Consider the following 26,828-nt stretch of genomic DNA (forward strand, 5'->3'; position numbering starts at 1 on the left):
CTCAGCCCGCAGCTCTTCGGGAGATAACTTTTCCAGCGCTTCATCGGTAAGTGGGGATGCTTTTTTGGGTTTTGTCATGCCTTTGCTCCGGCCAGGTTTTATGCTCAGAAGTCCATTCTCACCAGCGTCTTTGTAGACATTAACCCAGTGCCGGACAACGGTCTCGTTTGAGATATTAAACCGTGCGGCAGCTTCGCGCATTGAAAGTTCTTCACCGAGAACAGTCCGGACAACAGCAATCCGGAATGCCGGAGAATGGCGGTCATTTTTCCAGGTAATGCCATCAATACCGTGTAATTGCCAGGCTCTGACCCAGCGACGAACGGATGTTCTTTCGACACCAAAACGTTCTGCGGTCCGTTGTGTCCCGTCATTGCCGTAGAGGTAATGGCTGACCACAGCCATTCTGGTTTCGAGGGTATATTTTGGCTTCGCCATAAAAAACTGCACCTTACTCAGTTGGGTGTCCAACTTTTGGGGTGCAGTCCAATTTGCGGGCTTTTTGCATTTCTGATGACAGGAATTATTTGCTGACGCGGCGGGTATAGTCGGCAAATGCCGTCAGCTGGCCGCGCAGGAAATCGAGCGTCCCCTGATCAACCACTTCGCCTGTCTGCTCATCCACTTTGCTCTGAATGACGCCACCCATAAATTCAGGTTTGTTCATGACCATGGCATCAAGGAAAACCAGGATCTGGCGCAGGTGATACTGGCAGCGTGCGCCACCGACCGGCCCCATTGAACTGGTTTGGAGCAGCACGGGCTTTCCGGCCAGCGGCTGGTTTGGCAAACGTGAAATCCAGTCGATGGCATTTTTCAGGCCACCCGGTACGGAATAGTTATATTCCGGCGTGACGATAATGACGCCATCCGCCTGACGGATTTGTTCCGCAATCGCTTCAACATCCGCCGGAAAGCCTTCTTCCTGCTGAATATCCGCATCATAGAGTGGAATGGCACCGATGGAAGGTAATGCTTCAATCACGATGCCCTCAGGGGCGACATTCGGTAATGTACGCGCCACCATGCCGTTGTATGACGCTTTACGAAGACTACCTAACAGTGTGACAAACTTCAGTGGTGTAACTGACATGGCTAACTCCTGTTATGGATGATTTTACGAAAGGAACTGCCTGTAACCATAAACGAAAAACGGGTCGACGAGCGTAAACATAAGTGAAGTTTTATTTAGCAGGCGGCAGGCTGATGAATTTCATAAAGTGCGGTGATTCGGACTGCTGATCTGTGGAAAGTGTTTGTGTGCGGGTGAAACCGTTTTCGGGTTCATAGCGCCAGCACTGCAAGCGGATTATCGAGGGAGATTGCGCGCATGACCAGGTTATCGACCCTTCAATATCACTCATTACCTGCGCCTCCGGTGTCACGGCAGACCGCAAACGGCCAGAAGCCGGATTCAGGCTGAGCGTCAGCGGACCCTGATCGTTGAGGCCGGACATCTTCAGCATGCTCTGGCGGATACACCACAGTTGCAGCGAGGATTCCACAGGATCGGATTGCATGGCAATCCAGGTTTTCTCCACCGCAGAAAGCTGTAACTGCTGTTGCGGATTCACCAGCGCACTGCGGGCATGAATGATTTCGAGATCCAGACCGACTTTCCCTTCACTGCTGATTAAGACACCGACAGTGCTACCGGCATACGCCAGGCTGAAATCAGGGAGATCAAGGGATTCGAAACTCGGACGACCGCTGGGTAAGGTGATCACGTTAGGAAGTTCAGCAATTCCGTACAGGTAGAAAATCATTTCTGCCAGAAGCACGCGGCCGTTTAAGAAACGCTTGCGCTGTTTTTCGGAAAGGTGTTTTGCGAATAATACGATCTCTTTGGGCAACCGGTGTGTATCCGGTTCTGCATCCGTCATTGCCCATCTTGCAAAATGGCACGCCATTGTTCACTCCATGATTAATGGTTCGACCGTATTTTCTCAATTGTTCTAAAGAATAACATTAAGAGAAATCATTAAAAACCGCTTAAAACTCGCAGTGGCGCACACTTCATTCACTTTTCAGACAAATTTTCATCACCATAAAGTGAAACAAATCACAGTTTTAATCGCCATTTGAGAAGAAATCTCATCGGAATGATGTTCTGGATTTTCACTCATACGATCCGGGTGCCAGATATATCTACTATAGCAACATAAAGAAACGTCAGAAAATGCCGTTACTAGTTAAGCAGCGATCTCGCTGCTTCGCCTGTGAGTACCCTAAAATGTTAAAAACAACGCAATCCCGCTTTATCGCATTGATCAGCTTGTTTTTTATTGTGCTGGTCATCGTTACGCTTATCGTGATCCAGGTCTTTATTGCTCCTCAGCTGAAACAAACCGAAAGTAATCTGGTGGCTAACCAGGTGGATGATGTGGCCGTCGCCATTAACGATCGCCTGAATAAAGTTGAGTCTCAGGTACGCACCATCACCCAGACCGTCGCACAAATTGACAGCGACAGTATCGACCGGCTGCTGCCTGCTCTGGTTGATCAGTACGGTGATGCCGCCGTGTTTGGAGGCGGTATCTGGCCGTTGCCGAACCAGCGCGACACGGCAAAAATCAAATTCAGCACCTTCTTTGCCCGAAACAGTAATAATCAGCTGACGGTGAATACTTTCTGGAACAGCGCAGAATCGCCGAACTATTTCGATCAGTCCTGGTATCTCGCCGCCTCCAAAGGTGAAAAGGGGCAGTGCGTCTGGGCTCCGGCCTATTTCGATGACGCCAGCACCCAGCCACGCACCAACTGTGCGATGCCGATTTATAAAGGCGACAAACAGTGGGGCGTTGCCACTATCGACGTGACGCTGGGCTTCTTTAACCAGCTGGTGACGGAAATGGAGAAAAAGGTTCACGCGACAATCTATATTGTGGAGAAAGACGGCACCATTGTCGGGACCAGCCATTCCACGGATGAAAAGCTGCCGAAACTGGCGTCTCTGGGCGAAACTTCTCCGCTGGCGATGCAAATCCGCAAAGGTCTGGATCAGATTAACGATCAATCCTCTCTGGTGGCGGATTACGACAACGACGGCACGTCGCATACGATGTTCATGAGTAAAATTCAGGGCCCGTGGTATATCGCCACCGATATGCCGACCAGTCAGTTGCTGGCGCGCAGCCATAGCATTCTGACGAGTCTCGGGCTGGTACAAATCCCGATGGTCTTGCTATTGCTGATCGTTCTGATCGCCGCGATTAAAATTTTCATGCGCCAGCTGGCGGCACTGAATAAAAATATCGCCCAGCTTTCTGCGGGCGTGCCGACTTAACCCGGCGCTTACCGGAAAGCCGCAGCCCTGAGTTCAATCAGATCAACCAGAACTTCAACGGTTTCCTGTCTTTCCTGCAATCCATTCTGCGTCAGGTTGGCGACAGCAGCCTGGCTATCACCTCGGCGTCGCGCCAGATTGCCAGCGGTAACCTGGACTTGTCCGCGCGAACTGAAGAACAGGCCAGCTCAATTGTCGAAACGGCAGCCTCAATGGAACAGCTGACCAGCACCGTTAAGCAAAACGCAGCCAATGCGGAGGGCGCTAACCAGCTGGCGCGTGACGCATCGGCAGTCGCGGAAAAAGGTTCGGAAGTGGTGAAACAGGTGGTTGAAACGATGGGGTCGATCACCCGTTCCTCCCACAAAATTGTCGATATCATCAGTGTTATTGACGGCATCGCTTTCCAGACCAACATTCTGGCGCTGAATGCGGCGGTAGAAGCAGCACGTGCCGGTGAACAGGGGCGCGGTTTTGCCGTGGTGGCCTCCGAAGTGCGCAGTCTGGCGCAACGCTCGGCGACCTCTGCGCGTGAAATCAAAAAGCTGATTGAAGATTCTGTGGCGGATATCGCCACCGGCAGCGAACTGGTGGCGACCGCCGGAACGACGATGGATGAAGTCATGGGTGGCGTGAATAATGTTGCGACACTGATGAACGAAATCATGTCTTCCAGTCAGGAGCAAAGTCTGGGCATCGAGCAGGTAAATGTGGCTATCACGCAGCTGGATAACGCCACGCAGCAGAACGCCGCGCTGGTCGAACAGGTTTCTGCCGCTGCGCAGGCGATGCAGGATCAGACCGTTCAGCTGGAAACCGTGGTAGCAGGCTTTAAGCTCTGATTTCGTCTGATTAAAAGTGTTAAAAACTGAGCGGTAAGTGAGCGATCACTTACCGTTTTGTATTTTGCATAATGCTCAGTAAAAGGCGTGTTCAGTCATGAAGTTAATCAGGCTGGTCAGTTTGGCGCGTGGCCTGAAATCGGGCAGATAAACCAGATGCACTGCCCGGGGTTTCGGGATAAAAGACTCAAGCACCGGGATCAGTTTTCCGCTGGCGATATCCTCCGCCAGCAGGACTTTGGGCTGCAACAGCAAACCGGCGCCCTCCAGTGCCGCAGCACGCAGCGCATGACCGTCGTTGGACACATAGCGGCTGTTAACAGGCCACGCTGACGTGGTGCGTTCTGCATTCGCCAGATGCCAGCCTTCGCTCTGATTCCAGACGGTATGCACCAGACATGGATGCGTTTTCAGGTCTTCAGGCGTCGCGGGCGTGCCGAACTGCTGCAAATAGCCTGGAGACGCGCAGATCACCATTTCATAAGATTTCATCGGCTTCGCAACCAGCCGGTCATCGCCGATTTCGCCAATACGAATTGCTGCGTCAAAACCTTCGCCGATCAAATCCACCCTCGCGTTACTCAGTATCAGCTCCACATTCACTTTCGGGTGTGTTTGCAGATAACGGGCCAGCATCGGCGCTATAACGCTCGAGCCAAGGGATACCGGCGCGCTGACCCGCAGCAATCCGGTCGGTACGCTTTGCAGGCTTTCCATCGCGCTTTCCGTGAATTTCATCTGCTCCAGCACCCGTTTGCCGTTTTCATAAAACACTTCACCGGCATCGGTCAGGCTTTGCCTGCGCGTGGTGCGTTGCAGCAGACGGGCATTGAGATGCTTTTCCAGTTGCTGAATGTGTTTACCGACCATCACCGCCGAAATCCCCAGTTTTTCCGCCGCAGTGCTGAAATTTCCGGTTTCTACTACGCTGACAAAGACTTCAATATTCCGCAGCTTATCCACATTACAAACCCTGAGTTAGTACAGAACGAATAATACGAGTCTATATCTAACTCTCAGTTTGGTGAAAGATGATCCAACAAATAACGTTGAGGAAGCTGTGATGAAAATTCTAGTGATTGGCGGGACGGGTACATTGGGTAAAGCGGTGATCCGGGAATTCGGCGCAGAACATGAAATTATCACTGCAGGCAAGACGCGCGGTGATTTTCAGGTCGATATCCTCGATGAAAACAGCGTAAAAGCGCTTTTCAAAAGTACCGGGAAAGTCGATGCGATTATCGCCACTACCGGCAACCTGCACTTTGGCCCGCTGACTGAAATGACCGCAGAACAATTCAATACTGGTTTACAGAACAAACTGCTCGGGCAGGTACGTATTGCGCTGATCGGTCAGTCATTCCTGAATGATGGCGGCTCCGTCACCCTGACCAGCGGGATTATTGCTGATGAACCTATCCGTCAGGGCGCAAACGCCACCACGGTTAATGCGGCCGTGGAAGGTTTTGTCCGTGGTGCGGCGATTGAACTGCCACGCGGCATCCGCATCAACGTGGTCAGCCCGACCGTAGTAGAAGAGTCGCTGAAAGCTTACGGCCCGTTCTTCCCGGGCTTTGAAGCCGCTCCGGCGGCTCGCGTGGCGAAAGCGTATCGCCGCAGCGTGGAAGGGGCGCAGACCGGACGCGTTTATAAAGTCTGGTAAGCTGTAATACTTTGAATACAATAAAAAACCCACATTTTGCAATGTGGGTTTTGTCTGATGCGAATGTCGGATTACTTACCGATACAGAAGCTGGAGAAGATGCGCCCCAGCAAGTCATCCGACGTAAATTCGCCGGTGATTTCGCTCAGCGACTGCTGCGCCATGCGCAGTTCTTCTGCAAGTAATTCACCGGCCCGGGCGCCAAGCAGTTGATCTTTACCCTGAACCAGATGCTGTGCGGCGTCTTCCAGTGCGTGCAGATGACGGCGACGGGCGAGGAATCCACCTTCCATATTGTGATTAAAGCCCATGACCTGTTTCAGATGGTCACGCAGCAGATCAACACCGTCGCCGGTACGGGCGGAAAGGCGAATAAGTGAGTGACCATTCACTTCGGTTTGCCCCAGTGCTTCGCCGGTGATATCGGCTTTATTGCGCACAACGACAATCGGTAAAGACGCGGGCAGGCGGGCCATAAACTCTGGCCAGATTTCCGCGGGCTCGGTCGCTGCGGTTGTCGTGCCATCAACCATAAACAGCACTAAGTCAGCCTGTTCGATCTCATTCCATGCACGTTCGATACCAATACGCTCAACTTCGTCGCTGGCTTCACGTAAACCGGCGGTGTCAATAATATGCAACGGCATACCGTCGAGGTGGATGTGTTCGCGCAAAACGTCACGTGTGGTGCCCGCGATATCGGTAACGATCGCAGCTTCACGACCAGCCAGCGCGTTCAGCAGGCTGGATTTACCGGCGTTCGGACGCCCGGCAATCACCACTTTCATCCCTTCGCGCAGTAAGCTGCCCTGACGTGCTTCAGCACGCACCGCATCCAGATCGCCCATCACTGTATTGAGTTTGGCTTCGATTTTGCCGTCAGACAGGAAGTCGATCTCTTCGTCCGGGAAGTCGATAGCGGCTTCAACAAAGATCCGCAGGTGAGTGAGTGCTTCCACCAGATGATGAATACGGTGAGAGAAAGCGCCCTGAAGTGAGTTAACTGCAGAACGTGCGGCCTGCTCGGAACTGGCGTCGATAAGATCGGCAATCGCCTCTGCCTGCGCCAGATCGAGCTTATCGTTGAGGAAAGCACGCTCAGAGAATTCGCCCGGACGCGCAATGCGCACGTTTTCCAGCGCGATAATGCGTTTAAGCAGCAAATCCAGGATCACAGGGCCGCCGTGGCCTTGCAGCTCAAGCACGTCTTCACCGGTGAAGGAATTCGGGCCGGGGAACCACAGCGCGATGCCCTGATCCAGTGTGCTGCCGTCTGCATCCTGAAACGGCAGATAATCGGCATAACGCGGCTTGGGCAGTTTACCTAAGACAGCCTGTGCCACATCACGCGCCGCACGGCCGGAAATGCGCAAAATGCCCACACCACCGCGGCCGGGTGGGGTTGCCTGGGCAATAATGGTATCTGAGGTGCTCATAGCAATGATCTCTGTTGGTCTTTTTACGGATATGCAAAAGGCGGTCAAATGACCGCCTTTGTCTTTTATCATCAAGTTTAGCGGTCAGGACGAAAGCCGCCCTGACATTCACTTATGACTTTTTCTTGTCGCGGCTGTGCAGGCCACGTTTTTCCAGCCCGCGATAAATCAGCTGCTGCTGGAGAATGGTTACCAGGTTACTGACGATGTAGTACACCACCAGACCGGAAGGGAACCACAGGAAGAACACGGTGAAGATGACCGGCATGAAGGTCATGATCTTCTGCTGCATCGGGTCGGTGACGGTGGTCGGCGACATCTTCTGAATGAAGAACATCGTGATACCCATCAGAACCGGCAGAATGTAGTACGGGTCTTGCGCTGACAGGTCATGGATCCACAGGATGAATGGCGCGTGGCGCAATTCAATGGAACCAGACAGCATGTAATACAGTGCCAGGAAGATTGGCATCTGAATAACCAGCGGCAGACAACCACCCAGCGGGTTCACTTTCTCAGACTTATACAGCGCCATCATTTCCTGACTCATGCGCTGTTTGTCATCACCGATACGTTCACGCATGGCGGCCAGTTTTGGCTGCAGCATACGCATTTTCGCCATCGACGTGTACTGAGCGCGGGTCAGTGGATACATGATACCGCGGACAATAAAGGTGATTACGATGATCGAGAAGCCCCAGTTACCGACGAACCCTTGAATGAATTTCAACAGTTTGAACAGTGGCTGAGAGATGAACCATAACCAACCGTAGTCAACAGTCAGATCAAGGTGAGGCGCGATTGCCGCCATCTTGTCCTGAATTTCCGGGCCAACCCACAGAGTGGAAACCACTTGTTGTTGTGCGCCTGGTGCAACGGTAAACGGCGTGCCTTTGAAACCAATCGAAGAAATGCCGTTGTTGGTGCTGGTAAAGAAGGTATTGGTGTCTTTAGCTGACGGGATCCATGCAGTCGCAAAGTACTGCTGCAGCATCGCAACCCAACCGCCCTGAGTGGTGACATTCAGTACTTCGCTCTTATCGAACGCGTACTTCTGATATTTGTCATCACTTGACGAGTATGCCGCGCCGCGGAACGTGTGCAGAGCAAAGTTATTGCTGCCGGTGTCACGGTGCTTAGGCAATTCGGTGGTTTGTTTCAACTGACCGAACAGAGTCAGTTCAAGCGGAGCTGCTGTGGTGTTGTTGATATTGTATTCAACACTCACCGCGTAAGAGCCACGTTTGATCACGAAGGTTTTGGTGTAAATCGCACCGTTTGCCGCCGTGTAAGTCATCGGAATGCGCAGTTCAGACTGGCCTTCAGACATCGTGAAGTTATCCGAGCTGGTCTGGAACAGAGGACGTTCGCCGTTAGCCGGATTATCAGGACCGTTTTTACCTGTCAGACCGCTTTGTGCCTGATAGATGAAATTAGGAGTGGTTTCCAGTAACTGGAAAGGCTGGTCAGAGCCCAAAGTCGTCGGGTAAGCCTTCAGCAGAGCCTGCTCAATGTCGCCACCACGGGTGTTGATTGTTAATGACAGCACATCACTGTTAACTGTAATTAATTTGCCCTGTCCGCTACCAGGAACAGCCTGGTTAGCAGCATCACCGTTTGCAGTGTTCGCAGTCTGTTGCGTGGTCTGGTTGGCCGGTTGCGGAGCGTGGTCCGTTTGCCATGCCTGCCAGATCATGAAAGACACGAACAGCAGAGCGATGAGGAAAAGATTGCGTTGCGAATCCATCGTTAGAGTTCTCTGTTATTGTCGGTTTTCGGCGGTACGGGGTCATCACCACCTGGGTTCAAAGGATGGCATTTTAATACGCGTTTCAAAGTCAACCAACTGCCTTTTAACATGCCAAAACGACCAATTGCTTCAATACCGTATTGAGAGCAGGTTGGTCGAAAGCGGCAATGTGGCCCGAGCAACGGACTGATGAATAACTGATAACCACGTATCAGCTTTATCAGGATGCGGGAGCCTGTCGGCAATGTCGACGCCATAATTTCTCCAACGCTTCCGTCAGCGCGCGATTATCTAAATCGGCGACACCCTTCTTGGCGACCACCACAAAATCCATCGACGGCAGCGTATGCTGATTCAACCGGAAACTTTCGCGGGTTAGGCGTTTAATCCGATTGCGTTCATGTGCGCGTTTGACGTGTTTTTTTGCGACGGTGAGACCGATGCGGGGATGCCCCAGCTCGTTCAGGCGGCCGAGTATAGTGATTTGCGGCGTGCCAGCCCGTTGTGGCTGCTGGAAGACGAAAGTGAAATGACGGGGAGTTAACAAACGTAACTCCCTGGGAAAAGCGAGCTTAACCACTAAATAGGTTAGCTTTTATTACTTAGAAGCTGACAGACGGGTACGGCCTTTCGCACGACGGCGAGCCAGAACCTGACGACCATTTTTGGTGGCCATACGAGCACGGAAGCCGTGGCTACGGTTGCGCTTCAATACGGACGGTTGGAAAGTGCGTTTCATGGCGATTTCTACCTAAACTTAAATTATTACTGATCAGTAAACGCGAAGACATTTCGGCAAAAAAAAGACCGGTGCCTTTGTCGCAACATATAAAGAAGCGGGATTGTAATAACTGTACAGTCCTGAGTCAATTTACATTGCCAGAAATGGTTCAAGTGTTTACCAGAATTGCCCGTGGTCACACCGCAATATCCATCTGGTTATGACCATCAGGAACACAGGCTTCACACGTAGGGCTGAAGATTATACGGACTCTGCCGTAAATCGCAAGGATCCTCGCCTGATCCTTATCCACAGGGCGGAGATCTTTCTCGCAATGAGATGAAATTTAGCTCAGCGGACTCCTATTTTTTCACCACAGTGATGATTACATCGCCTATTTTAAAAAGGATCGGCTAAGCTTACCCACTTGCCGACCGCTGCCTGTGGATAAAAAGGATCTAAACTGTCAGGAAGGGGAGGATCTCTGTGTCGGATTGCGTTATGATCCGCCATTCCGATCGCGATCCCGGCTGGGTAGCTTTCGACACAAACCGTAAAAAGCGGTTCGCACGTGACTTTACGCCACTGACAGGGTGGTGAGAGAAATTTCCCCCATCCCCTTATACAGGCAGGCGGGACGTGTGCCAAAAATCATGATTTAAAAAATATCCTGATCCTTTTCTTTTTTGATACTTGTTCGAGTGGAGTCCGCCGTGTCACTTTCGCTTTGGCAGCAATGTCTTGCCCGTTTGCAGGATGAACTACCTGCCACAGAATTCAGTATGTGGATACGCCCCCTGCAGGCGGAACTCAACGACAATACGCTGGCGCTTTACGCCCCGAATCGTTTTGTCCTTGATTGGGTTCGTGACAAATACTTAAACAATATTAACGGCTTGCTCAACGATTTCTGTGGGGCGGATGCGCCGTTGCTGCGTTTTGAAGTCGGCAGCAAACCCATGATTCAGCGCGTCAGTCAACCCGTTGCGGCCAGCGTCAGTTCTCAGACTGCACCTGCTATTCCGCGTCTGGCGCCTTCACGTCCGAGCTGGGACAGTTCGCCTGTTCAGCCCGAGCTTTCATACCGCTCGAACGTCAATCCAAAACACACTTTTGATAACTTCGTAGAAGGTAAGTCTAACCAGCTGGCCCGCGCGGCGGCGCGTCAGGTGGCGGACAATCCGGGCGGCGCCTACAACCCGCTCTTCCTTTATGGTGGCACCGGTCTGGGTAAAACCCACTTATTGCATGCGGTCGGCAACGGCATCATGGCGCGTAAAGCGAATGCGAAAGTGGTGTACATGCACTCCGAGCGCTTTGTGCAGGACATGGTAAAAGCCCTGCAAAACAACGCCATTGAAGAGTTCAAACGTTACTACCGTTCAGTCGATGCGTTGCTCATCGATGACATCCAATTCTTTGCTAATAAAGAACGTTCCCAGGAAGAGTTCTTCCACACCTTTAATGCCCTGCTGGAAGGCAATCAGCAGATCATCCTGACCTCGGATCGTTATCCAAAAGAGATCAACGGTGTTGAAGATCGTCTGAAATCGCGTTTCGGCTGGGGCCTGACGGTGGCGATCGAACCGCCAGAATTAGAAACCCGCGTGGCGATCCTGATGAAAAAGGCCGACGAGAACGATATCCGTCTGCCGGGCGAAGTCGCCTTCTTTATTGCTAAACGTCTGCGTTCTAATGTGCGTGAGCTTGAAGGCGCACTGAACCGTGTGATCGCCAATGCCAACTTTACCGGCCGTGCGATTACCATCGACTTCGTTCGTGAAGCGTTGCGCGATTTGTTAGCGCTTCAGGAGAAGCTGGTCACTATCGATAATATTCAGAAAACAGTGGCCGAATATTATAAAATCAAGGTCGCTGACCTGCTTTCCAAACGGCGCTCCCGTTCGGTAGCCCGCCCACGCCAGATGGCGATGGCGCTGGCGAAAGAGCTGACCAACCACAGCCTGCCAGAAATCGGCGATGCGTTCGGTGGTCGGGACCATACCACGGTGTTGCACGCCTGCCGTAAAATCGAGCAGTTGCGTGAAGAAAGTCACGACATCAAAGAAGATTTCTCCAACTTAATCAGAACATTATCTTCCTAGCGCTATGAAATTTATTGTTGAACGTGAGCATTTGCTGAAACCACTGCAACAGGTCAGTAGCCCGCTGGGTGGACGACCGACGTTGCCTATTCTGGGTAACCTGTTATTACAGGTGACGGATGGCGCGCTGTCGCTGACCGGGACGGATTTGGAAATGGAGATGGTGGCGAAAGTCGCGCTGTCTCAGCCACATGAAGCGGGTGCCACCACGGTACCGGCGCGTAAATTCTTTGATATCTGCCGTGGATTGCCCGAAGGCGCGGAAATTTCCGTCGCTCTCGATGGCGACCGCATGCTGGTAAAATCAGGCCGCAGCCGTTTCTCGCTGTCGACCTTACCGGCAACAGATTTCCCTAATCTCGACGACTGGCAAAGCGAAGTAGAATTCACCCTGCCGCAGGCCACGTTGAAACGTCTGATCGAAGCCACGCAGTTTTCTATGGCGCATCAGGACGTTCGTTATTATTTAAACGGTATGCTGTTCGAAACCGAAGGTGAAGAATTGCGTACTGTTGCGACCGACGGTCACCGTCTGGCCGTATGTTCTATGCCAATCGGCCAGTCTTTGCCGTCGCATTCGGTGATCGTGCCGCGTAAAGGCGTGATGGAACTGGTGCGTCTGCTTGACGGCGGTGACACCACATTGCAGCTGCAAATCGGCAGCAACAATATCCGTGCTCATGTCGGCGACTTTATCTTTACGTCCAAACTGGTTGACGGTCGTTTCCCCGACTATCGCCGCGTATTGCCGAAAAATCCGGACAAAACGCTGCAGGCCGGGTGCGATTTGCTGAAACAGGCATTTGCCCGTGCAGCCATCCTGTCCAATGAAAAATTCCGTGGCGTGCGTTTGTATGTCAGCCATAACCAGCTGAAAATCACCGCGAATAACCCTGAACAGGAAGAAGCAGAAGAAATTCTGGATGTCGGCTACGAAGGCACCGAAATGGAAATCGGCTTTAACGTCAGTTACGTGCTCGATGTGCTGAATGCGCTCAAGTGCGAAGACGTTAATCTGCTGCTGACAGACTCTGTTTCCAGCGTGCAGATCGAAGACGCTGCGAGCCAGTCGGCCGCGTACGTCGTTATGCCAATGAGGCTCTGATCGGGCTATCTTACTTGTCATTTTGCGATTGGGCAGTGCTCGCAATGCTCACGTACTTGAGTACGCTCCGCTTGTTGTGCGCTGTCCGCACGCAAACTGACCGCGACGAAGACGCCCTGGAATTGGTTTAGATGGCCTTAACGCGCTTACTGATAAAAGATTTCCGCAACATCGAGGCGGCGGATTTAGATCCGTCGCCCGGTTTTAACTTTCTGGTCGGTCCCAATGGCAGCGGTAAAACCAGCGTGCTCGAAGCGGTCTATACGCTGGGGCATGGCCGCGCTTTTCGCAGTTTGCAGGCCGGACGCGTTATCCGTCACGATCAGCCGGAGTTTGTTCTTCACGCCCGTGTAGATGACGGCGGCGATCGTGAGTTGTCGATTGGCCTGAGCAAAAGCCGCCAGGGCGACAGCAAAGTGCGCATTGATGGCAGTGACGGCCATAAAGTGTCTGAACTGGCACAAATGCTGCCGATGCAACTGATCACACCCGAAGGCTTCACCCTGCTCAACGGCGGACCGAAGTACCGGCGGGCATTTATTGACTGGGGTTGTTTTCATCACGACCCCGGTTTTTTTATCGCCTGGAGCAACCTGCGACGGTTACTCAAGCAGCGCAACGCCGCGCTGCGACAGGTGAGTCGTTATGCGCAAATTCGTGCCTGGGATCAGGAACTGATCCCGTTAGCCGAGCGCATTAGCGAATGGCGGGCAGCGTACAGCGACGCGATCGCGGCTGATATCAGCGCGACCTGCGCACAATTCCTGCCTGAATTCGCCCTCAGTTTTTCTTTCCAGCGTGGATGGGACAAGGAGACTGAGTACGGCGAGTTGCTGGAGCGTAATTTTGAGCGCGACAGAGCCTTAACTTACACCGCATCAGGCCCGCATAAAGCGGATTTCCGCATTCGTGCCGACGGCACGCCGGTGGAAGATTTACTGTCCCGTGGACAGCTGAAGCTACTGATGTGTGCGCTGAGACTGGCGCAGGGTGAGTTTCTCACCCGACAGAGCGGGCGGCGTTGCCTGTATCTTCTTGACGATTTTGCCTCTGAGCTGGACGCCGACCGACGTCGGTTGCTGGCCGATCGCCTGAAAGCCACCCAGGCACAGGTTTTTGTCAGTGCGATAAGCGCTGAGCAAGTGACCGACATGATGGGTGAAAAGGGCAAGATGTTCCGCGTGGAACAAGGTAAAATAGCCGTTCTATCACAGGACTAAAAATGAGCGAGAAACGTTGATGTCGAATTCTTATGACTCCTCAAGTATCAAGGTATTAAAAGGGCTGGACGCGGTGCGTAAGCGCCCCGGCATGTATATCGGCGATACCGATGACGGCACTGGTCTGCACCACATGGTATTCGAGGTTGTGGACAACGCTATCGACGAAGCCCTCGCGGGCCACTGTAAAGAGATTCAGGTCACGATCCATGCGGATAACTCTGTTTCCGTACAGGATGATGGTCGTGGCATTCCGACCGGTATTCATGAAGAAGAGGGCGTTTCTGCTGCTCAGGTCATCATGACCGTTCTTCATGCCGGCGGTAAATTTGACGATAACTCGTATAAAGTTTCCGGTGGTCTGCATGGCGTGGGTGTTTCCGTCGTTAACGCCCTGTCGGAAAAACTGGAACTGGTTATCCGCCGCGAAGGCAAAGTCCATACTCAGACTTACGTGCACGGTGAGCCTCAGGATCCGCTGAAAGTGATTGGCGATACTGACGTGACCGGTACCACGGTACGTTTCTGGCCAAGCTTCAACACCTTCACCAATCACACCGAATTCGAGTATGACATTCTGGCGAAACGCCTGCGCGAACTGTCATTCCTGAACTCCGGCGTGGCTATCCGCCTGCTGGATAAACGTGATGGTAAAAATGATCACTTCCATTATGAAGGCGGTATCAAAGCTTTCGTGGAATATCTGAACAAAAACAAAACCCCAATCCATCCGACCGTGTTCTATTTTTCCACGGTAAAAGATGACATTGGCGTTGAAGTGGCGTTGCAGTGGAACGATGGTTTCCAGGAAAATATTTACTGCTTCACCAACAACATTCCACAGCGCGATGGCGGGACTCACTTAGCCGGTTTCCGTTCGGCGATGACCCGTACCCTGAACGCGTACATGGATAAAGAAGGCTACAGCAAGAAATCTAAAATCAGCGCCACCGGTGACGATGCCCGTGAAGGCCTGATTGCTGTGGTGTCGGTGAAGGTTCCGGATCCTAAGTTCTCTTCTCAGACCAAAGACAAACTGGTTTCTTCCGAAGTGAAAACGGCCGTTGAAACGCTGATGAACGAGAAGCTGGTGGATTACCTGATGGAAAACCCGTCAGACGCCAAAATCGTTGTCGGTAAAATCATCGACGCGGCGCGTGCCCGTGAAGCGGCGCGTAAAGCGCGTGAAATGACCCGTCGTAAAGGCGCGCTGGATCTGGCTGGCTTGCCAGGCAAACTGGCGGACTGTCAGGAACGTGACCCGGCGCATTCCGAACTGTACTTAGTGGAAGGGGACTCAGCGGGCGGCTCTGCAAAACAAGGCCGTAACCGTAAGAACCAGGCGATTCTGCCGTTGAAAGGTAAAATCCTCAACGTCGAGAAAGCGCGCTTCGACAAAATGCTCTCTTCTCAGGAAGTGGCAACGCTGATTACCGCACTCGGTTGTGGCATTGGCCGTGACGAATACAACCCGGACAAATTGCGCTATCACAGCATCATCATCATGACCGATGCCGACGTCGATGGTTCACACATCCGTACCCTGCTGCTGACCTTCTTCTACCGTCAGATGCCTGAAATTGTAGAACGTGGCCACGTGTTTATCGCACAGCCGCCGTTGTACAAAGTGAAAAAAGGCAAGCAGGAACAGTACATTAAAGACGACGAAGCGATGGATCAGTATCAGATTTCCATCGCCATGGACGGGGCAACGTTACACGCCAACGCCCATGCACCGGCCCTGGCGGGTGAACCGCTGGAGAAACTGGTGGCTGAACATCACAGCGTGCAGAAAATGATTGGCCGTATGGAACGTCGTTATCCGCGTGCGCTGCTGAACAACCTGATCTATCAGCCAACCCTGCCGGGTGCGGATCTGACTGATCAGGCGAAAGTTCAGGCCTGGATGGAATCGCTGGTGGCGCGCCTCAACGAGAAAGAGCAGCACGGCAGTTCTTACAGCGCGATCGTGCGTGAAAACCGCGAACATCAGCTGTTCGAACCGGTTCTGCGTATTCGTACGCACGGTGTCGATACGGATTACGATCTGGATGCAGACTTCATTCAGGGCGGCGAATACCGCAAAATCTGTGCGCTGGGCGAACAGCTGCGCGGCCTGATCGAAGAAGACGCTTACATCGAACGTGGCGAACGCCGTCAGCCAGTGACCAGCTTCGAACAGGCGCTGGAATGGCTGGTGAAAGAGTCCCGTCGTGGTCTGTCGATTCAGCGATATAAAGGTCTGGGCGAAATGAACCCTGATCAACTGTGGGAAACCACCATGGATCCTGAGCAACGTCGCATGTTACGTGTGACCGTGAAAGATGCCATTGCCGCTGACCAGTTGTTCACCACGCTGATGGGTGATGCGGTTGAACCGCGCCGCGCCTTCATCGAAGAGAACGCGCTGAAAGCTGCCAACATCGATATCTGATAATCGATATCTGATCAAGGTATGAGCTGATACAGAGTCCGAACTGGGAAACCGCTTCGGACTTTTTTTCGTCTGTGCGAACCCGCTTTCCGGCTGGCTTTACAGCGGGTAATCGCGATAGCATTGAGGAAGATTTCTTAAACTCTGAGGATGCTATGGCTATTGAATTAATTGCAATTGATATGGACGGGACGTTGCTCAATCCGCAGCATGAAGTGACGCCTGCCGTTAAAAAAGCGTTGTCAGAAGCACGGGCGAAAGGTGTGCAAATCGTTCTGGCGACCGGCCGTCCGTTCGTCGGCGTGCAGCGTTACCTGATGGAACTGGATTTGCAGCAGGACGGTTGTTACTGCATCACCAACAACGGTGCGCTGGTACACAATGCCAAAGATGGCAGCGTGATTGCCGAAGTATCCCTCAGGATTGAAGATTATCACTACTTTGAACAGCTGGCGCGCGAGCTGGGTGTGCATTTCCATGCACTGACTAAGACTGACCTGTTTACCGCCAACCGCTTTATCAGCAAATACAGCGTGCATGAATCCTTCACCACCGGTATTCCGTTGCAATTCTGCCCGGCAGACGAAATGGATCCGGCACTGACCTTCCCGAAAGTGATGATGATTGATGATCCTGAACTGCTGGATCGCGCCATCAGTCAGCTTCCTGCTGAAGCCAAAGAACGCTATACCATCATGAAAAGCTCGCCGTACTTCCTCGAAATTCTGGATAAACGCGTCAATAAAGGCGAAGGCGTGAAAGTGCTGGCGGAAAAACTGGGTATCGCACGCGAGAGCGTAATGACGCTGGGCGACCAGGAAAACGACATCGCTATGCTGGAATACGCCGGAATCGGTGTCGCGATGGGCAATGCGCTGGACAGCGTGAAAGCCGTCAGCCAGTTCGTCACCAAAACCAACACCGAAGACGGTGTGGCATTTGCGGTCGAGAAGTTTGTTCTGAACGACTGAGTTGGCAGATAGGAACCTCGCAGCCATGGAAAAACAATTAACTTCTGATGCCCGCGGGCATCAGCTGACTAACATTAATGTCTGGACGCCGGACAGCCAGTGGCTGGTGTACGACGTGCGTCCGCATGGCGGTTCTTTCAGCGGCTCAACCATTGAGCGGGTGAATGTCGAAACCGGTGAAGCGGAAGTGGTTTATCAGGCGCAAGATGGGGTACACGTGGGTGTGGTAACGGTCAGCCCCGACCTTCCCGCCCGTTATGCATTTATTCATGGCCCGGAAAATCCGGATGCCAGCTGGCAGTACGATTTTCACCATCGTCGCGGCGTTATCGTGTCTGACCCCGCGTGCGAAAAGGCGGTCACGCTGGATGCGATGGATATCACCGCGCCTTATACCGCCGGCGCCCTGCGCGGCGGCACGCACGTCCACGTTTTCAGTCCGGACGGTTCGCGTCTGAGTTTTACCTATAACGACCATGTTTTGCATGAACTGAATCCGGCTCTCGACCTGCGCAATGTCGGTATCGCCCTTTCCGGCTATCCCGTTACGCCACCAAAGCATCACTCTCGTGAATACGATGGCAGCCATTACAGCGTACTGGTCAGCGAAACAACGCCTGCTCCTCAGCCCGCCAGCAATGATATCAACCGCGCTTATGAAGAAGGCTGGATCGGGCAGGAAGGCTATGTAAAAGCCGACGGTTCCCGGCAGCGCTGGGCGCTGGCCTTTATCGGCGATACCCTTTCTGCTGATGGCAAAAAGCATCCGGAAATCTTCGTGGTGGATTTACCTGAGAACGATGCGGATTATCGTCAGGCGGGTGATAAACCTTTGCAAGGCACGCCGGAAACATTGCCTGCGCCACCGGCGGGCGTGAAGCAAAGACGGATCACGTTCACTGAAATGGGCATTGCCCTGCAACCGCGTCACTGGCTGCGCACGTCAGCGGATGGCGCACAGATTGCGTTTCTGATGAAGGATAAAAACGATGTGGTTCAGGTCTGGACGGTGTCACCCAACGGCGGTGAACCTGTGCAGATCAGCCATTCTGACAACGGAATTCAGTCGGCATTCAGCTGGAGCCCGGACGGAAAATCGCTGGCGCTGGTCTGCGATAACAGCGTGATGCGTCTGGATGTTAAAAGCGGAGAAATGCAGCGGTTAACGCAGAGAACAGAGATTGCGCCTTGCGCCGATGCGGTAGTGTATTCACCGGATGGCGGCAAAGTGGCGTTTATGCGCCAGTGCGGGGAATTTGCTCAGATTTTTGTTACCGACGCTCAGTAGCTCATAGAGTAAACCGGCCAGGGTTTGAAAAAATCTCATCATGGTGGCCGGTTTTTTTACGCTTATTTTTTATGTGCCGAAGACTTGTGTCCGCGATCGGTGGTGGTCATTGGCGGAACGTGGTCAATATCCACGCCGTTGCTCAGCGCAATATTGTGTTCTTCACTCGCTTTGACGCGATCGCGCGTCGTCACTTTTCCGCTGCGGTAATAATCATAAGGCAGTAATACCGTATCCAGCAGGGCGCTGAACGGTAAATCAATGAGCAGCAGAGGCGTCATCGCCCAGCTGGTATCATCGCTTTTCATCATATTCACATCAGCACGTGCGCCTGAATAATATCCGGTGTCTCCCCCGGTATGGCTCATCACGCTGGAACAACCGCTCGTCGCTAAAAAAACACATCCTGTCATCAGCGGCGTCAGTGCAAATTTCATCATTTTAGAACTCATCTTATGCTGTCAGGCTGAGCTTTTAAGTCAAAGTGACTTATACCACTCAGCACAAAAAATTAACAAAGCAAGCTGTAGCTCTGTGGCTGCGATCCCATTAAGTGTAATTACTATTTGAAATCTTGCAGGAAACTGCCTGCTCACCATGGCTTTTCGCCATGACCTGTCATGTATTTTGGCTGTCAGCATATAAACAACAGCCAAATTTTTTTGTTTTTACCGGCTTGAAAAAATCCCTTTCGTCTCCATTTTTACTGTACGACGCAGGAGGAGGAACGCCGGAAGGGTTCTCCTGTCATCACTGCGACGCTGGCCTGTCCGAATGGAAGGCTATTTAAAAATACTCGCTGAATATCAGGAGAAGTGGGCATGCGTAATTTTGATTTATCCCCGTTATACCGTTCTGCCATTGGTTTTGACCGTTTATTTAATCTTATCGAATCGGGTCAGAATCAGGGTGGCGGCTATCCCCCATATAATGTCGAGCTGGTTGACGAAAACCATTACCGGATTGCTATCGCGGTCGCGGGTTTTGCCGAGTCAGAGCTGGACATCACGGCCCATGACAACATGCTGGTGGTGAAAGGCGCACATGCACCGACTGAAACCGACCGCACTTATTTATATCAGGGCATCGCTGAACGTAATTTCGAACGCAAATTCCAGCTGGCGGAACATATTCAAATAAAAGCCGCCAATCTGTCGAACGGTTTGCTGTATATCGATCTGGAACGCATCGTTCCTGAAACGTCTAAACCGCGGCGTATCGAAATTCGCTGATTTGTCGGCAATAAGTGCCGGCACTAAGTCACTGGCGGCCATCGTTATTGACCGCCAGAAAATGAAAAAGTTTAGGCTCGCCGTCAGGGAGCTGCGCCGTCACATCCAGACAGGATGACGGAATGTTAAATCTCGCTTCAAAGAAGGAGTTATACCATGCGTAATTACGATATTTCCCCATTACTGCGTCAGTGGATTGGTTTCGATAAATTAGCCAGTTCAATGCAGGGCGCGGATCAGGCTTTTCCTCCTTACAATATTGAAAAGTCTGACGACAATCATTATCGCATTTCACTGGCGCTGGCCGGTTTCCAGCAGAGCGAGCTGAATATTGAGGTCGAAGGGCCGCGTTTAACCGTCAGCGGTACGCCTGCTCAGCCGGAAACAAAAGTGGAATATCTGCATCAGGGATTAGTGATCAAGCCTTTCACCCTGAGCTTTACTCTGGCAGAGCATATGCACGTATCGGCAGCTGAATTTACCAATGGCCTGCTGCATATCAGTCTGGTACGAGATGTTCCGGAAGCGTTGCAGCCGCAGAAAATTGCGATTGGTACTGAAAAACCTGCGCTGGAAAACACGTCGGCTTAAGACGTGATCTGTTTATGTTCCCCCGGTAAGGGGGAACATAAAACAGCGTATGACGAGGGGAGTATTATCTTAATCAGTAAGTAAAACGAGAGATAATTATTATATTGAATTTCTTATAAACTTCATTAAATAAAAAGCAAAGGTAAGACTTAAAAGACTCCCGCCCGACTTCTGTGTCGGGGTAGGATATTTCACCGAAATTAGAATCAAAAAACTTTATCCTTTTTTGCCCTGTGGTGAGACTTACTGAATGTCCGCTGCCCCCGCCTCTGATGCTCAACTGGTAGCCAAAGTTCGAATCAATCTGTTTCATTAAGGCTTCTATTCTTTCCTCAACGTCTTCAACCGGTGACAGTTCAATTCTGCTGATAAAGTTAATATTTCCCTGAACCTTTACCAACAACTTAATAGCATCGGCAGTAGTGACGTATTCTATCTGTTTGGGTACAGCTATCTTTTTGGTATTGCTGACTGCTGATGCGCCATTTTGTGCCGTTGCCTGGGATTTTGCCTGTTCAGCGGCAACCTTTCTCGCCAGACTGATCTCACCAAATTGTTCCTGATAATTCATGATGCCCAGTGTGAGCCGATGGCACTCAGGGGAATCAAGATATTGTTTGAATGTGCTCCAGTTATGTCCTTTAACCAGATAGGCCGCAGACAGGCCAAGGCACACACCTCGTAAACCATATAATTCTTTATTCATCCACGGAAGTCGGAAGCTACCAATCCAGGCTCCTGCCAGGTTTCTGGGGTTATCGCTTACCCAGTGATTTTTCCGCGTATAAGCATTTTGATCAAAAGGAGAGTATTGACCATGAGTTTGAGAGGCAAATAGCGCTAATTTATTTTCTATAGGCATGGGTAATTTTTCTAAGATCTAATTTATGATTGAGTTTCTTACGAAAAAGTAGGGTTTCATACTAAGGTTTTTTCATAAGCGAAGTGCTTAATGATAAATTAAGGATATGCCTATAGTGATGTGATTTTCTTAATGTCTTGTTTTGTCTATATAAATTACAAATGTGGTTATGATATTTTTCTTAATAATACAATTTATAATATCAATTTATTATGATTCCTTCCCTGTACTGAAATTCCCCGCAGATTGTCAGGAGCTGGCTAATGTGAAATGTCTATGCAGGCGTTGAAAACAAAAAATCCTGATTAGCACTGAAAACCTAATCTGGAATATCAGGCTGAACAAGGTTTATTCTGTCAGTGCTTCCTTTCAGAAGGCACTGTTTTACAAGGTACAGAAAGAAAACCATTCTCTTTAGCAGGTATAACGGGAAATTGACAATTCTTTATACCTTGGATAACGGTCTTCTAAGAGTAAAGCCAGAGCGACCTTAAAGTATTCACGTCCTTCCGCCGTATCGGGATATGAAAACTCTCCCTGATTAGGATCGAAGAATTTTATCCTTTTCCTTCCGGTTGTAATGGCCACAGCATGTCCGCCACCAGGACGGTGCATGTTTATTCTGTAGTTAAAGTTAGAAGCAATATGTGCCATCAGAACATCTATTCTTTCCATAGTATTTTCAATAGGTTTTAAACGCACTATATCAATAAAGTTAATCCCACCTTGAACTTTTACAATGTGATTGAAGGCCTCTGAGGAAGAGAGGTAGGTTATATTTTTTGGCGCTTCTGCCTTTTTTTTATGAGTAAACCGGCTAAATAATGATTTATTCTGTTTCACAGGAATTTGCGTTTTTGCAAGCGCCGCTGCCCGGTTTTGTGCCTGTATTACATCACCATATTGTTCCTGATAGTTCATAATGCCAAGCGTGAGTCTGTGGCATTCCGGGGTATCCAGATATTGTTTAAACGTGCTCCAGTTCTGTCCTTTGATCAGATAAGCGGCGGATAACCCAAGGCATGCTCCCTGTAAGCCATACATTGTTTGGTTAGTCCTCGGATCAGTAAAACTGCCAATCCAGGCACCGGGCAGATTTCTTGGATTATTGCTCATCCAGTTATTTTTCTGCATATATTGAGCTTGACTGAAACTATGGCTCTCGCCATCTGTTCTGGATATAAAGTTTGATAATTTCTTGAACATAAATATGATTTTTATATGGTTTAAGATTGAGGTGTGAGAACAAATCACATTAAAAGATTGGTTTATACACTACAGGTTTTTTATATTAAGATACTTAAAGTTAAATTAAGTTTTTGTTTATTTGACTTTTTTATCTCATTAATCAATGGTTTTAAGCAGAAAAATAATTCCAGGGCTGCAATAACTTTTTTGTTATCAGGAAAAAATAAATGAGGCGTGTAATAGAAAGAGGTGGGGTAAGTATCTATTTTATCTAGTAATAATGATCACGCTTATAAAAAAGGTCTGGAAAAGGTTAAACACCTCTTCCAGACCTTAAATCATAAGTGATAATCGACTCTCAACCTTCCGCGTGCGCTTTTTCCACTTCTTCTGCCAGAATCTTCACGCCGCGCTCTATCTGCTCCGCGTCAGGCACGTAATTCATGCGCATACATTGATGCGTGTGAGGCCACGGATGTTCCAGCCCCGGGAAGAAATAATCGCCCGGCACCATCAGCACACCGCGCTGTTTAAGGCGCTGATACAGCACTTCGGTGGTGATCGGCAAATCTTTGAACCACAGCCACAGGAAAATCGCACCTTCCGGTTTGTGGATCAGACAACGTTCTTCCGGCAGATGACGGCGCAGCGTGGCGATAGTTTCCTGCACGCGCTGGAAATAGAACGGTTTGATGACCTCGTTTGAAAGGCGCAGTAAATCGCCACGCGCAATCATCTCATGGGCAATCGCCGGTCCGACGCTGCCCGGAGACAGGCTGATAATGCCGTTCATGTTACTGATCGCTTTGATGATTTTCTCATCTGCAATCACGATGCCACACCGTGAGCCCGGCAGGCCGAGTTTCGACAGACTCATGCACAGAATAATATTCGGGTTCCATAACGGCGTCGCGTCAGTGAATACAATGCCGGGGAACGGCACGCCATAGGCGTTATCGATAAGTAACGGAATATCTTTCTGCTGTGCCAGTGCATCGAGGCGGATCAGCTCTTCGTCGGTAATCACGTTGCCGGTCGGGTTGGTCGGACGGGAAACGCAGATCAGGCCGATATCATCAGTAATATTCAGATGATCGAAATCGACGTGATACTTGAACTGGCCTTCCGGCAGCAATTCGATGTTTGGCTTAGCTGAAACAAACAGATTTTCGTCCAGACCGGCGTCGGCATAACCGAGGTATTCCGGTGCCAGCGGGAACAACACTTTTGACATACTCCCGTCGGCACGGCGTCCGGCGAACAGGTTGAACAAATAGAAGAAGGCGCTCTGGCTGCCGTTGGTCAGCGCAATGTTTTGCGCATCCAGCTGCCAGCCGAGCTCTTTCTGTAACATCTCTGCCAGCGCGTGGCGCAACACGTCTTTGCCCTGCGGACCATCGTAGTTGCACAGCGCTTCGGTCAGCTTGCCGGCGGCCAGCATTTCCGACAGCAGCGTCTGGAAATAATCCTGCATCTCCGGAATTTGCGCCGGATTGCCGCCACCCAGCATCACGGCGCCAGGTGTGCGCAGACCGTCATTCATATCGCCCATCAGGCGTGTGATACCTGAGAAACGGGTAAATTTGTCACCGAAAGCAGAAAACGTCATAGAAAACTTTGTATGTTATCAAAATGTGTCTTCCACCATAACGCCTGCAGCAAAACAGTGCAATCGGACCAGCGGGTTTTGACGCGGAGAAGTATTAAAAAAGATGAATACGAAAAATCATTCACTGTATTTTTTGGAATATCCCTGAACGGATCCCTTTATGCTTAATGACGGAGTAATAAAAAACGGCTTATGATATTTTTTCTCCCTTGGCATAATTATGTTTAAGAATATATAAATCAGGTTGATAAAATGAAAAGAAGCATACTTATACTGAATATCTTCACGGCAGGCGGAGGAGACCATGCGCTGGGAAAGAAAATAAAAGACATCGCGCGGAGCACCCAGGCTGAGGGGGCGTTAATTACGGTAAATGCCAAGACCAGACATATTAACATCCAGGGAATGGAAATGTTCAATCCGGGTAAAAAATTGAATTATGATGACCCGGTGATTATTGTAACTCCCCACAGTCTTCTGTCTCCCGATGTATTATCGACAATGCTGGCTGATTTTTTCTATCAGCTGGACATAATAACGTGCGACACCGTTATTCTGATTGATGAAATGGACGTCACCCGGAGTGCCGCTTCATCTGATCGTGATTATAAAGCTGCCCTGTTGAGTCTGTGCTTAGAAAATATCATTGTCCATAGCCTTGGATTCGCTAAGAAATCGATAGGTTATTTACCTATGCCCGAGCAGGAAGTTATCGATATACAAAAATCAGCAAAACAGGAAATCATTAAATTACTGGACAGTTACAACTTATCGTTGCCGGCAAATTGTAGTTTATATCTTGCCTATTTAAGTTCTGATACCGTGACAACCTGCGCTCAGATTTTTATTATTAATTCGTTGATAGAAGACAGTGGATTACCGAATAATTCAGCTTATGTCCTGGTGTGCAGGGAAAAAGGAAGTATTGAACGATTGCTGAAAAACCTCAAAGAATCCTTATCAGGGTCAATTTATAATGATTTGTTTTCTGAATGTCATTATTCAACCATGAAAGACGAAAATATATTCCAGTGCCACGGCTTTTCCCGCGGAACGGGGAAGAAAAAAGTACATATCGTTATTACCCAAACCATTCCCGGCACAACGTTTAAAAATCTGACCAGTATTAGCAAGACTGGCATGATGTCGGGCGATCAAAGCCTTTCCGACTATTTGTCACTGAAAAAACGTTTACCTTATTACGACAAGCAAACCTGGAAAGACCCTCTTATTAAAGGATTGAAAGTCCGTGCCCGTGAACTGGGGGGAGAAGAGTTGCTCAACAAATTTAAGTCGATGGTCGCCGGAAGAAAGGCCTTTACTGGCAGCCTGTCCTTTAAGCTCCTGGCACCCGACGATGTCCCGACGCTGTCACTGAAAAACAGTCTTCATGCGTTTAACAACGAAATATATGCAAGAAAAGCTGACGGAAAAATCAGAGAGATATTGATGAGGTACCTCTGACCCTTCGAAGAATAATCGGGAGACCGGCCGCAGGATTGCGCCCGGACCGGTCTTGCCCATTCTTAATCTTACTTCTTCAGAACTTCCGGATTCACGCAGAACTGTTTCACGTCACCTTTCAGGGCGGCGATCAGGTTATCCACTGCGCAGGCCGCCATATCGTAGCGGGTTTCATGCGTTGCGGAACCGATGTGCGGCAGCGCCACCACGTTCGGCAGGCTCAGCAGCGGAGAATCCTTTGGCAACGGCTCAGTCTCGAACACGTCCATGCCAGCACCATAAATCGTACCGGCTTTCAGCGCTTCGATCAGGGCCGGTTCATCAATGACCGGGCCACGGCCTGCGCTGACCAGAATCGCGCTGGATTTCATTTTCGCCAGTTCTTCCTTACCGATCAGATGGAAGGTTTGTTCGGTCATTGGCAGCAAGATACAGACGAAATCAGACTCTTTCAGCAACTCGTCCAACTCGCATTTACGTGCGCCATACTTCTCTTCCGCTTCTTTATGCTGGCTGCGTGCGTTATACAAAATCGGCATGTCGAAACCGAAATGCGCACGTTGCGCCAGCGCCAGACCGATACGGCCCATGCCGACGATACCCATGGTTTTGTGGTGAACATCGATGCCGAACCAGTCTTCGCCAATGTTTTCGTTCCACTCACCGGCTTTTACGCGCTCGGCCACATTCACCACGCGGCGGGCGGTAGATAGCACCAGCGCCATCACGGTATCAGCGACGGTATCGGTCAGCGCCGTCGGTGTGTGCATCATCGGGATTTCGCGGCGGGTCAGTTCTGCCACGTCAAAGTTATCGTAGCCGACGGAAATGGTAGAAACCCCACGCAGGCGTGGCGCATGGTCGAACAACTCTTTATCGATTTTTCCGCCAGAACCCAGCAGCCCTTCTGCGTTTTGCAGAGCATCAAAAACCTCCGCACGGTTTTTGTCAGTGATGCCATCGAATTCGGTAATAGCAAAATGCTCTTCAAGACGTTGATGCAAATCGGCAGGCAGTTTTTTGTACAGAACAATTGACGGCTTATTCATTACAAACTCCAA

General features: G+C 50.6%; 24 protein-coding genes and 1 pseudogene. 11 read left to right on the forward strand and 14 right to left on the reverse strand.

Annotation, left to right across the window (positions count from 1 at the left end):
- The 3 genes from UC15_RS03855 to UC15_RS03865 all read right to left on the reverse strand — a co-directional run.
- On the reverse strand, nucleotides 1-438 hold a 438-nt coding region (locus UC15_RS03855; RefSeq protein WP_157960963.1), incomplete at its 3' end, for a helix-turn-helix domain-containing protein.
- Nucleotides 439-523: 85 nt separating this feature from the next.
- Nucleotides 524-1,093, reverse strand: a complete 570-nt coding sequence (locus tag UC15_RS03860; RefSeq protein ID WP_112287213.1) for an NADPH-dependent FMN reductase — start codon at nucleotides 1,091-1,093, stop codon at nucleotides 524-526.
- A gap of 91 nt (nucleotides 1,094-1,184) precedes the next feature.
- A complete protein-coding gene (locus tag UC15_RS03865) occupies nucleotides 1,185-1,910 on the reverse strand; it encodes a 4'-phosphopantetheinyl transferase superfamily protein (RefSeq protein ID WP_112287214.1) in 726 nt (241 codons plus the stop codon).
- A 323-nt stretch (nucleotides 1,911-2,233) separates the two neighbouring features.
- Between UC15_RS03865 and UC15_RS03870 the strand changes: the two are divergent.
- A pseudogene (locus tag UC15_RS03870) lies at nucleotides 2,234-4,128 on the forward strand (methyl-accepting chemotaxis protein).
- 75 nt (nucleotides 4,129-4,203) lie between these two features.
- On the opposite strand, the gene UC15_RS03875 reads toward UC15_RS03870, so the two are convergent.
- On the reverse strand, nucleotides 4,204-5,091 hold the full coding sequence (locus UC15_RS03875; protein WP_112287215.1) for a LysR family transcriptional regulator: 888 nt from the start codon (nucleotides 5,089-5,091) through the stop codon (nucleotides 4,204-4,206).
- Between the two features lie 100 nt (nucleotides 5,092-5,191).
- Between UC15_RS03875 and UC15_RS03880 the strand changes: the two genes are divergently transcribed.
- Nucleotides 5,192-5,791, forward strand: a complete 600-nt coding sequence (locus tag UC15_RS03880) for a short chain dehydrogenase (RefSeq protein ID WP_112287216.1) — start codon at nucleotides 5,192-5,194, stop codon at nucleotides 5,789-5,791.
- A 71-nt stretch (nucleotides 5,792-5,862) separates the two neighbouring features.
- Here the strand turns inward: UC15_RS03880 and mnmE are convergent, their stop codons facing one another.
- The 5 genes from mnmE to rpmH form a co-directional block, all read right to left on the reverse strand.
- Nucleotides 5,863-7,227 carry a tRNA uridine-5-carboxymethylaminomethyl(34) synthesis GTPase MnmE gene (gene mnmE, locus UC15_RS03885; RefSeq protein WP_112287217.1) on the reverse strand — a complete coding sequence of 455 codons (1,365 nt, stop codon included), beginning with the start codon at nucleotides 7,225-7,227 and terminating at the stop codon, nucleotides 5,863-5,865.
- A 112-nt stretch (nucleotides 7,228-7,339) separates the two neighbouring features.
- Nucleotides 7,340-8,974, reverse strand: a complete 1,635-nt coding sequence (gene yidC / locus UC15_RS03890; protein ID WP_112287218.1) for a membrane protein insertase YidC — start codon at nucleotides 8,972-8,974, stop codon at nucleotides 7,340-7,342.
- A gap of 2 nt (nucleotides 8,975-8,976) precedes the next feature.
- Nucleotides 8,977-9,234 (reverse strand): membrane protein insertion efficiency factor YidD, encoded by a 258-nt coding sequence (yidD, locus tag UC15_RS03895; protein WP_112287219.1) that lies wholly within the window; start codon nucleotides 9,232-9,234, stop codon nucleotides 8,977-8,979.
- Nucleotides 9,198-9,557: a ribonuclease P protein component gene (gene rnpA, locus UC15_RS03900; RefSeq protein WP_071823635.1), complete on the reverse strand. Its 360-nt coding sequence runs from the start codon at nucleotides 9,555-9,557 to the stop codon at nucleotides 9,198-9,200. The genes yidD and rnpA overlap by 37 nt, the downstream gene beginning before the upstream one ends.
- Nucleotides 9,558-9,575: 18 nt before the next feature.
- Nucleotides 9,576-9,716: a 50S ribosomal protein L34 gene (gene rpmH / locus UC15_RS03905; protein WP_009637487.1), complete on the reverse strand. Its 141-nt coding sequence runs from the start codon at nucleotides 9,714-9,716 to the stop codon at nucleotides 9,576-9,578.
- A gap of 695 nt (nucleotides 9,717-10,411) precedes the next feature.
- Between rpmH and dnaA the strand changes: the two genes are divergently transcribed.
- From dnaA to UC15_RS03940, 6 genes are all read left to right on the forward strand, one after another.
- Complete coding sequence (gene dnaA / locus UC15_RS03915) at nucleotides 10,412-11,803, forward strand: chromosomal replication initiator protein DnaA (protein ID WP_112287221.1); 1,392 nt, start codon at nucleotides 10,412-10,414, stop codon at nucleotides 11,801-11,803.
- A gap of 4 nt (nucleotides 11,804-11,807) precedes the next feature.
- The gene (gene dnaN / locus UC15_RS03920) at nucleotides 11,808-12,908 is read left to right on the forward strand and encodes a DNA polymerase III subunit beta (protein WP_013573353.1); all 1,101 of its coding nucleotides are present in this window, start codon (nucleotides 11,808-11,810) and stop codon (nucleotides 12,906-12,908) included.
- Between the two features lie 131 nt (nucleotides 12,909-13,039).
- Nucleotides 13,040-14,128, forward strand: a complete 1,089-nt coding sequence (recF, locus tag UC15_RS03925) for a DNA replication/repair protein RecF (RefSeq protein WP_112287222.1) — start codon at nucleotides 13,040-13,042, stop codon at nucleotides 14,126-14,128.
- Between the two features lie 19 nt (nucleotides 14,129-14,147).
- On the forward strand, nucleotides 14,148-16,562 hold the full coding sequence (gyrB, locus tag UC15_RS03930) for a DNA topoisomerase (ATP-hydrolyzing) subunit B (protein WP_112287223.1): 2,415 nt from the start codon (nucleotides 14,148-14,150) through the stop codon (nucleotides 16,560-16,562).
- A gap of 155 nt (nucleotides 16,563-16,717) precedes the next feature.
- Nucleotides 16,718-17,533 carry a sugar-phosphatase gene (gene yidA, locus UC15_RS03935; protein WP_112287224.1) on the forward strand — a complete coding sequence of 272 codons (816 nt, stop codon included), beginning with the start codon at nucleotides 16,718-16,720 and terminating at the stop codon, nucleotides 17,531-17,533.
- 25 nt (nucleotides 17,534-17,558) lie between these two features.
- On the forward strand, nucleotides 17,559-18,821 hold the full coding sequence (locus UC15_RS03940; protein ID WP_112287225.1) for a DUF3748 domain-containing protein: 1,263 nt from the start codon (nucleotides 17,559-17,561) through the stop codon (nucleotides 18,819-18,821).
- A gap of 62 nt (nucleotides 18,822-18,883) precedes the next feature.
- On the opposite strand, the gene UC15_RS03945 is transcribed toward UC15_RS03940, so the two are convergent.
- Nucleotides 18,884-19,261 carry a YceK/YidQ family lipoprotein gene (locus UC15_RS03945; RefSeq protein WP_112287251.1) on the reverse strand — a complete coding sequence of 126 codons (378 nt, stop codon included), beginning with the start codon at nucleotides 19,259-19,261 and terminating at the stop codon, nucleotides 18,884-18,886.
- A 381-nt stretch (nucleotides 19,262-19,642) separates the two neighbouring features.
- Between UC15_RS03945 and ibpA the strand changes: the two genes are divergently transcribed.
- The gene (gene ibpA / locus UC15_RS03950; protein ID WP_112287226.1) at nucleotides 19,643-20,053 is read left to right on the forward strand and encodes a small heat shock chaperone IbpA; all 411 of its coding nucleotides are present in this window, start codon (nucleotides 19,643-19,645) and stop codon (nucleotides 20,051-20,053) included.
- A gap of 156 nt (nucleotides 20,054-20,209) precedes the next feature.
- Nucleotides 20,210-20,644, forward strand: a complete 435-nt coding sequence (gene ibpB / locus UC15_RS03955; protein WP_112287227.1) for a small heat shock chaperone IbpB — start codon at nucleotides 20,210-20,212, stop codon at nucleotides 20,642-20,644.
- A 73-nt stretch (nucleotides 20,645-20,717) separates the two neighbouring features.
- Here the strand turns inward: ibpB and UC15_RS03960 are convergent, their stop codons facing one another.
- The 3 genes from UC15_RS03960 to UC15_RS03970 all read right to left on the reverse strand — a co-directional run bounded on the left by UC15_RS03960 (nucleotide 20,718) and on the right by UC15_RS03970 (nucleotide 24,303).
- Nucleotides 20,718-21,506, reverse strand: coding sequence for a YopT-type cysteine protease domain-containing protein (locus tag UC15_RS03960; RefSeq protein WP_112287228.1), 789 nt, complete (start codon nucleotides 21,504-21,506; stop codon nucleotides 20,718-20,720).
- 414 nt (nucleotides 21,507-21,920) lie between these two features.
- Nucleotides 21,921-22,712 carry a YopT-type cysteine protease domain-containing protein gene (locus UC15_RS03965; protein WP_112287229.1) on the reverse strand — a complete coding sequence of 264 codons (792 nt, stop codon included), beginning with the start codon at nucleotides 22,710-22,712 and terminating at the stop codon, nucleotides 21,921-21,923.
- A gap of 340 nt (nucleotides 22,713-23,052) precedes the next feature.
- Entirely contained in the window at nucleotides 23,053-24,303 is a 1,251-nt protein-coding gene (locus UC15_RS03970; protein ID WP_112287230.1) for a valine--pyruvate transaminase, read from the reverse strand.
- A 252-nt stretch (nucleotides 24,304-24,555) separates the two neighbouring features.
- Between UC15_RS03970 and UC15_RS03975 the strand changes: the two genes are divergently transcribed.
- Nucleotides 24,556-25,767, forward strand: a complete 1,212-nt coding sequence (locus UC15_RS03975) for a hypothetical protein (protein WP_112287231.1) — start codon at nucleotides 24,556-24,558, stop codon at nucleotides 25,765-25,767.
- Nucleotides 25,768-25,835: 68 nt separating this feature from the next.
- Here UC15_RS03975 and ghrB read toward each other — a convergent pair whose 3' ends face one another.
- Nucleotides 25,836-26,816 carry a glyoxylate/hydroxypyruvate reductase GhrB gene (gene ghrB, locus UC15_RS03980; RefSeq protein WP_112287232.1) on the reverse strand — a complete coding sequence of 327 codons (981 nt, stop codon included), beginning with the start codon at nucleotides 26,814-26,816 and terminating at the stop codon, nucleotides 25,836-25,838.
- Nucleotides 26,817-26,828: the final 12 nt, after the last annotated feature.

The sequence above is a fragment of the Rahnella sp. AN3-3W3 genome, assembly GCF_003263545.1.
Lineage (GTDB): Bacteria > Pseudomonadota > Gammaproteobacteria > Enterobacterales > Enterobacteriaceae > Rahnella > Rahnella variigena.